Origin of the sequence: Coprothermobacter proteolyticus DSM 5265 (assembly GCF_000020945.1) — a bacterium.
GTDB lineage: Bacteria > Coprothermobacterota > Coprothermobacteria > Coprothermobacterales > Coprothermobacteraceae > Coprothermobacter > Coprothermobacter proteolyticus.
This window is the reverse complement of sequence record NC_011295.1, coordinates 1,059,676-1,072,309: the sequence shown is the minus strand read 5'-3', so window position 1 is coordinate 1,072,309 and position 12,634 is coordinate 1,059,676. Positions and strand designations below refer to the sequence as shown.

Here is a 12,634-nt window from a genome sequence, read left to right as displayed (position 1 = left end):
ACTTCACAACAGGAGGTTTTCTCAAATTGGACATATCAAAGCAGGTTGAAATCCTTAAGAAGAATGTGGTTGATCTTATCACTGAAGAAGACCTAAAAAGCAAGCTGGAAAAGACAAAAGCAGAAGGACGACCTTTGAGGGTAAAGTTGGGTGCAGATCCTTCGGCCCCTGATCTGCATTTGGGTCATTTAGTGGTCTTACGGAAACTTCGACAGTTCCAGGAATTCGGGCATCGCATTGTTTTTATTATCGGTGATTTCACTGCCTGCATAGGTGATCCCACAGGTAGAAACAAGACCAGACCGCCTCTTACTGAGGAGGAAGTAAGGAAGAACGCTGAAACATACCAGGAGCAAGTCTTCAAAGTTCTTGACCCAGAATTGGTGGACATAAAGTTCAACAGTGAATGGAACGCACCATTGAGCGCGCGCGATGTCATACTAAATTTGGCTTCGCGTTACACAGTGGCTAAGCTTTTAGAAAGAGACGACTTCAACATGAGGTACAAAAGCGGTATCCCCATTTATGTGCACGAACTTCTGTACCCCCTGTTCCAGGCTTATGATTCTGTTGCCATCAGAGCCGATGTGGAACTAGGCGGTACGGATCAAGTTTTTAACCTACTGGTTGGACGGGATCTCCAGCAAAGCCATGGGCAGGAGCCTCAAGTTGTGATGACGCTGCCACTACTTGTTGGACTTGATGGGGAAAAGAAGATGTCAAAATCCTTGGGAAATTATGTGGCATTTAACGATCCGCCCAAGGACATGTTTGGCAAGCTAATGAGCATTCCGGATGATCTCATGCCCAGCTACTTTAATTTACTTACTGACTATTCTGAAAACGAGATTAAGAGAATACTGTCTGGACATCCACGAGATGCAAAGTTAAAACTTGCATGGACCATAACTTCATTCTTTTATGGTGAAGAAGAAGCCTCATACGAGCAAGAAGAATTCCTAAGAGTTTTCTCGCGTCGTGAGCTTCCTGAATACATGGATGCATATGAAATTGAAACGTTATATAATGAAGGAGTGAGAACAATAACAGACCTTTTGGTATTCATCGGTGCCGCGTCCAGCAGAAGTGAGGCAAAAAGATTAGTAGCAGGAGGAGGCGTACAGCTCAATGACACCAGAGTTGATGATCCCATGGCTCCCCTGCAGCTCACACCTGGAAGTGTGCTTCGGGTAGGTAAAAGGAAGTTTTTCAAATTTGTTTAGGAGGTGACTGTGTTGTTAGAGATTAGATGGCACGGACGTGCGGGACAAGGTGTGAAGACTGCCGCATATTTGCTAGCAGAAGCTGCCATGGATACAGGTAAGTACATACAAGCTTTTCCAGAATACGGTGCTGAAAGATCAGGTGCTCCCATTGCTGCATTTACCAGAATTGGCGATGAGCCCATCAGAATTCATTATGGTATTAGAACTCCAGATGTTGTGGTAGTAGTGGACGAATCACTCATAGGCGCCATGGATGTGACTTCTGGCTTGAAAGAAAATGGGATTTTACTCGTGAACAGCAACCAATCTCCGGAGATCTACAGACAGAAACTCCCTTCATTTCATGGGAAGATTGCTACCGTAGATGCAACGCAAATAGCATTGGACTGCATCGGCAGACCCATACCAAACATTCCCATCATGGGTGCTCTCATAAGAGCTTCCGGAATCGTTTCTTTGGAAGATTTGGAACCCAGGCTTCGCCATAAATTCAGTGCAAAGTTCAGCGAGCAGGTAGTGGAGGGGAACGTAAAAGCACTGAAGCGAGGTTACGAGGAGGTGAAAATACTGTGAATGAGCAGAAGTGGAATGAACTTCCAGAAGGTGTGATTGTTCCTGAAGGCGGAAATTCTCAGGATGTTTACATAGTTGAGGGGTGGAGAACGTTTAAGCCTGTCGTTAATCTCGAGAAATGCACGCATTGCATGACTTGCTGGGTTATGTGCCCAGACAATGCAGTGAACGTGAAGGGTGGAAAAATGCTTGGATTCGATTACCTGGCTTGCAAGGGCTGCGGTGTTTGCGCAGAGGTATGTCCAGTGAAGGTAATCGAGATGGTGAAGGAGGAGCGATAACCATGAAGGTAGCTTTAGAAACCAACCAACTCATTGCCTTGGCAATGAAACAGATCGAGCCACATGTGGTTGCGGCATATCCTATCACTCCTTCCACTGAAGTTGTTCAAGAGTTTTCTCAGTACGTAGCTAATGGTGACGTTAAGACTGAATTTGTACCCGTAGAGAGTGAACACTCTGCAATGTCTGCATGTTTAGCTGCGTCGCTTTCTGGTGCTCGTGTCATGACGGCAACAGCATCTCAAGGACTGGCTTTCATGTGGGAAATGCTTCACATCGCTGCAGCTTCCAGGGCTCCCATTGTTACCATAGTGGCTAACCGTGCACTTAGTGCGCCTATTAACATTCATGGTGACCATGCTGATGCTATGGGCGCCAGGGACACCGGATGGTTACAGCTTTGGGCTGAAACTGCTCAGGAAGCTTACGATAATACCATCCAAGCCATAAAGATTGCTGAGGATCCCAGGGTTCGTTTTCCCATGTTAGTGAACTACGATGGTTTCACCACGTCCCACGCAGTAGAAACCGTGGAAATACTTGAAGATGAACAGGTGAGGAGTTTCTTGGGTGCTGCTCCTAAGCCGAAATACAGCTTGCTAGATACTGAAAACCCTGTCAGTTTTGGTGTATTGGCATTGCAGGACTACTACATGGAGTTTAGGAGAGCACAAGCGGAAGCTTACAAAAACGTGAAGGATGTGGTCCTGGAAGTGGCAGAGGATTATGCTAAGCTAACGGGTCGTAAGTACGGCATACTGGAGGAGTACAAGCTGGACGATGCAGATGTTGTTCTGGTCGCCATGAACAGTGCTGCCGGTACGGCCAAGGAGACTGTGGATTTGCTGCGTAAACAAGGCAAGAAAGTGGGAGTTTTGAAGATAAGACTATTCAGGCCATTCCCCGTAGAAGAAATTCGCTGTGCCTTGGGCAATGCTAAATCTGTTGTCGTCATGGACAGAGCGTACACTTACGGCGGCCCATCGGGTCCATTATTCGAGGAGATAGCAACTGCTCTGGTTAATGAGACGAATAAGCCATTGCTTGGTAATGTGATTGCCGGGTTGGGCGGAAGAGATATCACCATGGAAGACATTGAACACGTTTTCGACCTTGGCTTCAAGGCTTTGGAGAAAGGTAACTTTGAGCCTTTGGTCAGCTGGGTCGGAGTAAGGGAGTGATGAGAGCATGGCGGTGATAAATATAAAGAACCTCACTGATTTGGAGCCGCGTTTCGTAGGTGGCCATCGTCTGTGCGCTGGCTGCAATGAGGGAACCATTGTTCGTCAGGTTTTGCTAGCGGCACACGAATACGAAGTGGTTGTATTAAATGCTACTGGTTGTTTGGAAGTAACCACTTCGGTTTATCCTTACACCTCGTGGAACGTGCCTTGGCTTCACGAAGCTTTTGAGAATGTAGCTGCGGCAGCCAGTGGTGCAGAGGCTGCTTACAAAGCGCTGAAACGTTTTGGGGAAATTCCTGAAGATAAGCAGATAAAGTTCATTGCTTTTGCTGGTGACGGAGGGACCTACGATATTGGTCTTCAAGCTTTGTCAGGCGCTTTGGAAAGAGGTCACAGCTTCCTTTATGTACTTCTAGATAACGAAGCCTACATGAACACAGGAATTCAGAGATCTTCTTCAACACCCAAGTTTGCTTGGACAACCACATCTCCCGTGGGTGAGGTAAGTCCTGGAAAAACGCAGCCTAAGAAGAACATTGTGGAAATTGTTGCTGCTCATGGTGTACCTTATGTGGCCACTGCATCTCCAAGCCACTACGTGGATTTAATGACCAAGGTTCAGAAAGCTCTAAGTTATGATGGTCCCACGTTCTTGGCTGTGTACTCTAACTGCAACAGGGGACACAGAAATGACACGGCTCTTTCCATAAAGGTAGCTAGAATGGCTGTGGAAACAAACTATTGGCCACTGTATGAGATTGAAGAGGGCAAATACAGAATAACCTACAGGCCTCGTAAGCCCCAGCCCATCGAGGAATGGCTAAAGCTTCAGGGACGTTTCTCGCATCTGATGAAACCTGGAAATCAAGACAGAGTTAAAGAACTTCAAGATTGGGTTAATAGCAAGTGGGAACTGTTACAAAAGAAAGAAGAGTTTAGTAAGACTTTGTAGTACCGTTGAAATTAAGGCTTTAGCAGTTGAAAGGAGGGGACTCTTTAGGAAGCCCCTCCTTTTTATTGAGTGGACACTCCACACAATGGGGTTTTTTCTTGCAATAGTTCTTAGCTACTTCCACGAACGCAGCGTGAAGCCTTTTAAGAATATCTACGTTGGTAGAATCTTGGCCCAAAGTAGTTATCAGTAACTGTTTTATCTGCTCGTAGTTAAATGGACCATTCACTAAGCCACAGTTTCTTAAAACACGGTACGTGTATGAGTCAACAACCATTTCTGGCTTCCCAAGTGCGTAGAGCAAGATACTATCTGCTGTTTCTGGTCCGATGCCCTTCACGTTCAAAAGCTCCTCCCGTGATGGTATGGGATCTTTTTGCATCAGCATCGCTAACTCTCTTAAGGTGGTAGCTTTTCTTCTGTAAAAGCCGGCAGGATTTATTATGGTTTCCAAGTCTTTTGCCTTAAGAATTTGTTCCCAATTGTTGATGCCCGACTTTGCGAGGCGTTCCATGGCTTTTGACACGTTGTTCCAACTGGTGTTCTGAGTAAGCACAGCTGATACAGCTATCTCAAATGATGAACTTCCGGGCCACCAGTTTGGGTCCGGTTGAAACGCCAGAAGAAGGCTTATGAGTGTATGCAATTCTCCCTTCATAAGTGTTAGAATAATATTGTCAGCTTAAAGTAATCTTAACACAAACAGGAGGAGACGCACATGGCACACTTAGCGGAAAGGCTTAATAATCTGGGTAGTGAAGGAGCTTTTGAGGTTTTAGCGAAAACGAAGGTACTTGAGGCTCAGGGGAAAAAGATAGCGCACTTTGAAATAGGCGAGCCTGATTTTGACACACCGGAAAACATAAAGAAGGCTGCCTATGAAGCTTTGGAGAAAGGCTATACTCACTATGTTCCTTCTTTGGGCGTTCCTGAAGCCAGAGAAGCCTATGCAAAATATGTTTCCAAAACCAGAAATGTGGAAGTGGACCCAGGACAGATCATTGTGACAGCAGGTGCAAAGCCTCTCATTTTCTACACCATGATGGCTCTTGTAAACCCAGGTGACGAAGTAATTTATCCTGATCCTGGTTATCCCATTTATTCGTCGGCAGTGAGGTTTGCTGGTGGTGTACCAAAGCCTATCGTGCTTAGAGAAGAGAACAATTTCAGACTCGATGTGGATGAACTTAAAAGGATGGTAACACCTAAGACTAAGGTCATAATCGTAAACAGCCCTCATAACCCAACAGGCAGTGTACTCAACAAGGAAGAGCTCAAAGCCATCCTTGATTTGGCTGATGGGGAGCACCTGTTCATTTTGTGTGACGAGTTATATCACCGCATTTACTACAACGGTGAAATGGCTCCTTCCATGTATGAATTCCCTGAAGCAAAAGAAAAAGTCATCCTCATGGAAGGCTTTTCAAAGATTTATGCCATGACTGGCTGGAGGCTGGGTTATGGTGTACTTCCCCCTGATTTAGTTCCATGGTTTAGCAAACTCCAGACAAATGTTTATAGCCATGCTCCGGCTTTTGTGCAGGTAGCTGGTATTGAAGCCTACAACGGCCCTCAGGATGCTCCAAAAGCCATGGTAGAGGAGTTTAAGAGAAGAAGAGACTACATAGTCCCCAGAGTGAATTCCATGGATTTGGTGCACTGCGTAGAACCTCAGGGTGCTTTCTATGCTTGGTTGAACATAAAGAAACTGAATAGGCCTTCAAACGAAGTAGCTGAGTACTTGCTTAACGAAGCGGGGGTAGCTGTGCTAACAGGCACCTCTTTCGGAGAGTCCGGAGAAGGCTACCTGCGTATGTCCTATGCAGCATCCATGGAAGATATCAAGTACGGTTTAGATCAACTGGAGAAGTACCTACCGAAACTGGTGAAGTAGATAACATTAGTACCATGGAGGAATTAGTAAAAAGGGCCCCCAGTGCGGGGGCTCTTTTTTATAAAACAATCTAGACTTTTTGCTGCTTACTGTCTTTTGTGGCCCTCTTCTAGGGTACGTTTCTTTAAAGAAAAACACTTTCTTTGTTGACAAAGAGTCCGATATGGAGTAAAATGAGGTTGAAGTCATAGTGTTAACACGTTGACACTATGACATGATAACCCAGAAGAAGGAGGTGGGTCAACTGGTAATCAACAGAAGTCAGCCGGTTCCACTCTATTACCAGGTAGAATCTCAAATCCTAGATGCGATTAGGAAGGGAGTGTACAAGGAAGGCGACAGGTTACCCAGCGAGGCAGAGTTGCAGAAGATTTTCGGCGTCAGTATTACTACAATAAAAAAGGCTTTATCTGATCTAGTGCAAAAAGATGTTTTGTATCGCGTTCAGGGTAAAGGGACTTTTGTCGCAAGACCTAAGATTCAACGGACTTTAACTCTCTTAAGCTTTACGGAAGAGATGAAGCAGAAGGGAATAAAACTTACGACAGAATTGCTGACATCAGAGCAACAGAGTGCGTCTGGAGAAATAGCTGAAAGACTACGGCTGGCTGAAGGTGAAAGTGTGTGGGTTCTAGAAAGGCTTAGGTATGGCGACGGTGAACCGATTGCACTACAAACCAGCTATTTGCCTTCTAAACTGTTCAGCGATTTCAATCCAGCTTTTTTCGACGATAGCCAGTCGTTGTACGCCATTCTAAGCGATAAGTACGGTGTTACTCCTCACAGGGCATCAGAAGTTTATAGCGCGATAAACATCAAAAGTAAAACTACTGCTGAAAAGCTTGGAGTAGAACTTAATGCAGCAGCTTTTTTAGTCAAGAGGACAACTTATGATCAAGCTGGTATAGCTTTCGAATACGCTGTTTCAATTCTGAGGGGTGACAAGTATTCTATCTCTGTGGATCTTAGTCCGAGGGAGGAGGGGAAGGTTGGTTAAACTTATCAGGGTAGATGATAGGCTTATCCATGGCCAGGTTATAACTAAGTGGATAAGGTACACAGATGCAACTTCAGTAGTAGCGGTGGATGATGAAACAGCCAAGAACCCAGCTCTTAAGTCAATTGCGGCGATGGCAGTACCAAAAGGCGTAAAATGTGCAGTTTGTAGTCTAGAAGAGGCTGTTTCTGTAGTTGAGGCCATGGACGGAGAGAAAGAGAAGATAATGGTGATTGTAAGGTACATTCCAGCGGCCTGGGAGCTTGTTAGGTCTGGCCTTAAACCGGCGAGGGTAAACATCGGGAATGTAGCTAAGAAGAGGGACGTATCTCAAGGGGTATTCGAGGTTACTCACACCATATTCATAACTCGTTCAGACATAGAGAGCTTGTTGGAGATTGAAAATGCTGGTATCGATGTAGATTTCCAACTTTTACCCGAGACACCTTTGTACTCGTGGAAAAATGTAAAAGCCAGTTTGAATGGCGTAAAAGGGGGATAAAGCCGTGCTTTGGAAGATAAGTTTGATTGCTTTGCTGTCTTACCTGGGTGCCATTGGAGCACCTTGGTTTTTCGGAACAACTGGTGGCTTTTACACTCTTGGTAGGCCGCTAGTTGCTTCGGCTCTTGTTGGTCTGATTTTAGGCGACATGAAAACTGCTTTAGAAATTGGAACAGTAATTCAGGCAATGTACATTGGAGTAATTACTCCTGGTGCTGTCATGCCTTTTGACGTTGACTACATTGGATATTTGACACCAGCTTTGATAATACTTTCCGGTGCCGAAGCCGGGATTTCTTCAGCACTTGCTGTAACAGTTGGACTGATCGGTGTAACAATCTGGAACATTATATGGGTAGTGAATGTTTATTTTGCTCACAGAGCTGATAAATACGCTGCTGAAGGCAATGGTGACGGTATAAAAGCTATGAATATTGGAGCTCAAGTCGTGAATTTTCTAATGAGGTTTGTACCAGCTTTTCTAATCTTGTATTATGGTCAAGGCTTCCTTCAAAACCTCTCCACAATCATCCCACCGTTTGTTACAAGTTTTCTTAACGTGCTTAGCGGGATGTTACCTGCGTTGGGCATTGGTCTTTTGCTAAACATGATAGTCACAGACAAGATATATCTTGGTATTTTTGTACTAGGTTTTATGTTAGTTACTTACCTCCACTTACCCATAATCGCGGTGGCTGTTATGGGAATAGTGTTCTCACTGCTGTTGTTTAGGTTCCAGGGAGGTGGGCAGCATGTCTAACGGGACTGATGAGGTTAAGAAGTTAAGTCCAAAAGCACTGTTTAAGTCTTGGCTAACATGGTTCTTTTTTAACGGTTCTTCTCAGAGTGGTGAACGTATGCAGGGTATAGCTTTTTGCCATTCTATGTTACCCATAATTGATGAACTTTGGGAAACTAAAGAGGAAAAAGTTGAGGCCCTACAGAGGCACATGGTTCTATTCAACGTTGAGCCTCAAGTAGGCACTGTAATTCACGGTATAACAGCTGCTATGGAAGAACAAAAAGCTAACGGCGCTGATATCTCCGATGACGCCATAAATGCTGTGAAAGTTGCTCTTATGGGCCCTCTTTCAGCCATCGGTGATACTCTTGTTCCTGGGACGTTGATACCTATTCTTTTGGCTATTGCTATCGGTATCACTAACGTGGCTGGGGTTGCAGGCCCACTATTCTACGCTGTTGTTTATATACCAGTCATAGCATTGCTTTCCTGGTACTTATTTAGGCTGGGATACAATGCTGGGCTTGGTGGATTTCAAGAGATTTTGCAAAGTGGACAAATAGAAACGTTAACAGACGCCTTGAAGATGTTAGGGCTGCTAGTTATGGGGGCTCTCTCTGCAAGCTATGTTAGTCTCAGCACTCCCTTAAAGTTCACTTCAGGAGAAATGGTTATAGAGCTACAGAATATATTGGACAACATATTTCCTGGGCTGCTCTCCTTAGGCGTTGTAGGCTTGGTTTGGTACTTGCTTTCTGCTAAGAAAAAATCTCCGTTGTGGGTGATGGGCTTCCTAGTTGTCCTGAGTTTTGTGGGTGTTCTTTTGCATATTTTTTAGAGAAAGAAGGTGTTTGATTTGTCACAAAAAACGTATCAGGATGAAGCACTAGAGATATTGAGAAATATCTCAGCTAAGGAAAAAGAAAACATTGAAAAAGCGAGTACCTTAATGGCTGAAAGCATAAGTGGAGGTCATTTAGTCCATTTGTTTGGCAGTGGTCATTCTGCTTTGCCAGCATTAGACATCTTCCCAAGATACGGTAGTTACGTGGGGTTTCACCCTTTGATTGATCCTAGACTAGTTTGGTTCAATGTGATTGGACCAGGTGGAGCAAGAGAACTGCTTTGGATTGAACGCCAAGAAGGGTACGTTCGAAACTTTCTTCAAAGCTTTACCTTCTATAAAGAAGACACCTTTGTAGTTTACTCGCATGGAGGCGTGAACGCTGCTCCAGTAGAGGCTGCTATGTACGCAAAGGACTTTGGGATGAAAGTAGTGGCTATTACCTCCATGGACAATTACAGGCATAGTAAACCCATGCACTCCAGTGGAAGAAAACTTGCTGACTTAGCTGACGTGGTGATTGACAATTGTTGTCCTTTGGAAGACGCCGTGGTCACCGTAGAGGATGGGAAGCCTAAAGTTGGTGCAACTTCTACACTCGCAACAGTTTTTATCTCTATGTCCCTGCTGTGTGAAACTGCTAAGATGTTAGAGGGTAAGAGCTTCGATTTGAATATTTTCGCTTCGCCTAACACAGAAGCCGTCCCAAAGAATAATAACGATATGGTTTACGAAGTATACAGCAAACTTGTCAAGAGCTTAGGTGTGTGAAAGTTAAATCGAGTTAGCAATGGTAGACATGGTCTAGATCAACTGGAGAAGTACCTACCGAAACTGGTGAAGTAGATAACATTAGTACCATGGAGGAATTAGCAAAAAGGGCCCCCGCAACGGGGGCCCTTTTTTAATATCTTTGTTAATGGGTTCACATTGTATTGATAGGGTAGCCAAGTAATGCGAAAGCAGACTCTTTTGCTACTTCTGATAAGGTGGGGTGTGCATGAATGACCTCAGATAGTTCTTTAACCGTCATGTTTTGTTGAAGGACTACGGCCATTTCGTTGATTATGAGATCGGCACCCACGCCCGCCATCTGTACGCCACGCACTTTTCCTGTGTCTGCTGCCACGATGAATTTGCAGAAGCCTTCTGTTCTGTTCTTTGCCACGGCGGCTCCCAAGGCACGATAAGGTAATGTATAGGTCTTTACCGCTGTTCCGGCTTGAGTGGCTTCCTTTTCCGTTTGTCCTATGGCTGCCAGTGGTGGATCAGTGAATACCACCCAGGGGACTGCATGCCAATCCATTTCCTTTGCCTCCCCTAAGATGTGCTTAACGGCGAAAATGCCTTCATGAGAGGCTACATGAGCTAAGGCCCCTCTGGCAATAGGGGGCATGGCTACATCTCCAATGGCATAGACGCCTTCCTCGGAAGTGAGTAAGCTCTTGTCTACTTTGACCTTTCCTTTTTCCACCTGAATTCTGTCTGTTTTGATAACCTCGACGTTCGCTGTACGTCCTACTCCTACAACGATTTGGTCTACTTCCAGTTCTTGATCGTTTGTTAAAGTCACTTTCAAATGACTGTCCTCATGGTCAATGTTTTTCACTGAATTACCCACAATGAACTTTATACCTTTCTTAGAAAGTATTTTGGCATAGTTAGTGGAGGCATCACTGTCTAGCAGTGGCATTACTTGTGGCACTAATTCCACCACAGTTACTTCGGTACCGAAAGCTCTTAAAATATCGCTCAGCTCTAAACCAATTGCCCCTGTACCTACGACCAAAGCTCTTTTGGGCAGCTCTTTTCGTGTAAAGAAGTGATTGCTGTTTATGATCCATTTCTTATCTGTGGAGAGACCAGGCAATTCTGCTGGTCGTGAACCGGTGGCAATAATTACATAGTCGAATTCATATGTTTCTCCAGCGACTTCTACTTGGTGATTGCCTCGATAGAACGCTTCACCTTGAACCAAATGGACTCCACGTTTCTTTAGCAAGAATTCTACTCCTCTTCTAAGTTGAGCAACAGTCTTTAGCATGCGTTGTTGAACTTGTTGCCAGCTAATCTGTGCGCCTTCTACTGTTACGCCAAACTGAGATGCTTCTTTAATATGGGAATACAGCTCGGTACTTGCAAGTATGGTTTTTGTGGGTATGCATCCCAAGTTTAAGCAAGTACCACCCACAAACTGTTTTTCAAACAAGGTTACATCTATGCCGCGCTGTGCTGCATACAGTGCTGCTTCGTAACCACCGGGTCCTGCACCAATTATGCCAAGTTTCACCGAGGAAACACCTCCTTAGAGCTTCTTGGCTGCATTTTACCATAATTTATTGGCTAAAAATTTCTCAATAACCTTTTGGCACTTTAAGTTATAATTAAAGCGATATGAAGGGAGTGTGCATATGTTAGCGATAAGGAAAGGTTCAGCTACTAAGGGTGTTGCCATGTATGAAATTGACGAGCCTGAGCCACCTGAAGGTTGGGCTCTAGTTAAAGTCCTAAAGGCTTCAATTTGTGGGACTGACGTTCATATTTACCAGTGGAATGAATGGTCCCAAAAGCGAATGAAACCGCCTGTGACCATAGGTCACGAGTTTGTGGGTGAAGTTCTTAAGGTCAACAAAGGTTCTGGTAGAGTTCACGAAGGAGACATCGTTTCGGCTGAATCTCATGTGGTATGCCACGTATGTCGGATGTGCAGACGAAACATGTACCATGCTTGCGAGAATACAAAGATCATAGGAGTTCATATGGATGGAGCTTTTGCTGAGTACATTGCCATTCCTGAAGAAAACTTGGTGAAGCTACCACCGAGTGTTCCTTTAGAAGCAGGTTCAGTATTAGAACCTTTTGGCAATGCTGTGCACACGGTACAAGCCGTAGATGTCAGGGGAAAGAGGGTTGTGGTTACTGGAGTGGGGCCCATAGGGGTTATGGCCATACCTGTGGCTAAAGCGCTGGGTGCTGTACAGATTGTTGCCACGGATCTGTCTGATTACAGGCTAAAGTTGGCTTCTGAGGTGGGAGCAGACGTTGTCATTAATGTCAAGGAACAGGATCCGGTTAAGGTTGTGCAAGACTTAGGTGGTGCGGATGTAGTTCTAGAAATGAGTGGTAGTGAAAAAGCTTTGAATCAGGGGCTTGAGATGATCATACCTGGAGGAGAAATGGCCATATTAGGTCTTCCTGATAACCGAGTTTCCTTGGATTTGGCAAACGATGTGGTCTCCAAGGGCATAACCATTAAAGGTATAACCGGACGCCGGTTATGGGAGACATGGGACTTAGGGGTGTCATTGGTTAGCAGTGGCAAAGTGGACTTAAAAAAGGTGATCACGCACCAATTTGACTTCAAGGACTATGAAGAGGCATTTTCTACTATGATGTCTGGTAATTCTGGGAAGGTGGTTCTGAACATAAGTCAATAGGC

Annotated in this window: 14 protein-coding genes; 12 read left to right on the top strand and 2 right to left on the bottom strand. The window is 44.8% G+C overall.

All coding sequences use genetic code 11. The features are described 5' to 3' along the window. Positions 1–26 precede the first annotated feature (26 nt). Genes tyrS through COPRO5265_RS05665 form a run of 5 tightly spaced genes read left to right on the top strand, consistent with a single transcriptional unit; the run spans position 27 to position 4,216 of the window. Positions 27–1,223, top strand: a complete 1,197-nt coding sequence (tyrS, locus tag COPRO5265_RS05685; RefSeq protein WP_012544057.1) for a tyrosine--tRNA ligase — start codon at positions 27–29, stop codon at positions 1,221–1,223. 3 nt (positions 1,224–1,226) lie between these two features. After that, positions 1,227–1,799: a 2-oxoacid:acceptor oxidoreductase family protein gene (locus COPRO5265_RS05680; protein WP_012544830.1), complete on the top strand. Its 573-nt coding sequence runs from the start codon at positions 1,227–1,229 to the stop codon at positions 1,797–1,799. After that, the gene (locus COPRO5265_RS05675) at positions 1,796–2,080 is read left to right on the top strand and encodes a 4Fe-4S binding protein (RefSeq protein ID WP_012543817.1); all 285 of its coding nucleotides are present in this window, start codon (positions 1,796–1,798) and stop codon (positions 2,078–2,080) included. Before COPRO5265_RS05680 ends, COPRO5265_RS05675 begins: the two co-directional genes overlap by 4 nt. 2 nt (positions 2,081–2,082) lie before the next feature. Next, entirely contained in the window at positions 2,083–3,261 is a 1,179-nt protein-coding gene (locus COPRO5265_RS05670) for a transketolase C-terminal domain-containing protein (protein WP_012544673.1), read from the top strand. Positions 3,262–3,268: 7 nt separating this feature from the next. Beyond that, entirely contained in the window at positions 3,269–4,216 is a 948-nt protein-coding gene (locus tag COPRO5265_RS05665; protein ID WP_012544356.1) for a thiamine pyrophosphate-dependent enzyme, read from the top strand. A 19-nt stretch (positions 4,217–4,235) separates the two neighbouring features. Here COPRO5265_RS05665 and COPRO5265_RS05660 read toward each other — a convergent pair whose 3' ends face one another. Then, on the bottom strand, positions 4,236–4,874 hold the full coding sequence (locus COPRO5265_RS05660; RefSeq protein ID WP_041735770.1) for an endonuclease III domain-containing protein: 639 nt from the start codon (positions 4,872–4,874) through the stop codon (positions 4,236–4,238). A gap of 60 nt (positions 4,875–4,934) precedes the next feature. Between COPRO5265_RS05660 and COPRO5265_RS05655 the strand changes: the two genes are divergently transcribed. From COPRO5265_RS05655 to COPRO5265_RS05630, 6 genes are all read left to right on the top strand, one after another. Next, positions 4,935–6,110, top strand: a complete 1,176-nt coding sequence (locus tag COPRO5265_RS05655; protein ID WP_012544317.1) for a pyridoxal phosphate-dependent aminotransferase — start codon at positions 4,935–4,937, stop codon at positions 6,108–6,110. Between the two features lie 214 nt (positions 6,111–6,324). Beyond that, positions 6,325–7,107 (top strand): GntR family transcriptional regulator, encoded by a 783-nt coding sequence (locus COPRO5265_RS05650; RefSeq protein ID WP_012543561.1) that lies wholly within the window; start codon positions 6,325–6,327, stop codon positions 7,105–7,107. Continuing rightward, a complete protein-coding gene (locus COPRO5265_RS05645) occupies positions 7,100–7,609 on the top strand; it encodes a PTS sugar transporter subunit IIB (RefSeq protein ID WP_012543786.1) in 510 nt (169 codons plus the stop codon). Before COPRO5265_RS05650 ends, COPRO5265_RS05645 begins: the two co-directional genes overlap by 8 nt. Before the next feature lie 4 nt (positions 7,610–7,613). After that, positions 7,614–8,369 carry a PTS mannose/fructose/sorbose/N-acetylgalactosamine transporter subunit IIC gene (locus COPRO5265_RS05640; RefSeq protein WP_012544569.1) on the top strand — a complete coding sequence of 252 codons (756 nt, stop codon included), beginning with the start codon at positions 7,614–7,616 and terminating at the stop codon, positions 8,367–8,369. After that, complete coding sequence (locus COPRO5265_RS05635) at positions 8,362–9,189, top strand: PTS system mannose/fructose/sorbose family transporter subunit IID (protein ID WP_012544034.1); 828 nt, start codon at positions 8,362–8,364, stop codon at positions 9,187–9,189. Before COPRO5265_RS05640 ends, COPRO5265_RS05635 begins: the two co-directional genes overlap by 8 nt. A 9-nt stretch (positions 9,190–9,198) precedes the next feature. Further along, the gene (locus tag COPRO5265_RS05630) at positions 9,199–9,966 is read left to right on the top strand and encodes a sugar isomerase domain-containing protein (RefSeq protein WP_012544840.1); all 768 of its coding nucleotides are present in this window, start codon (positions 9,199–9,201) and stop codon (positions 9,964–9,966) included. 154 nt (positions 9,967–10,120) lie between these two features. Here COPRO5265_RS05630 and lpdA read toward each other — a convergent pair whose 3' ends face one another. After that, positions 10,121–11,485, bottom strand: coding sequence for a dihydrolipoyl dehydrogenase (gene lpdA, locus COPRO5265_RS05625; RefSeq protein WP_012544259.1), 1,365 nt, complete (start codon positions 11,483–11,485; stop codon positions 10,121–10,123). Between the two features lie 121 nt (positions 11,486–11,606). Here lpdA and tdh point away from each other — a divergent pair, with 121 nt between their 5' ends. Then, positions 11,607–12,632, top strand: a complete 1,026-nt coding sequence (tdh, locus tag COPRO5265_RS05620; RefSeq protein ID WP_012543637.1) for an L-threonine 3-dehydrogenase — start codon at positions 11,607–11,609, stop codon at positions 12,630–12,632. Positions 12,633–12,634 lie beyond the last annotated feature (2 nt).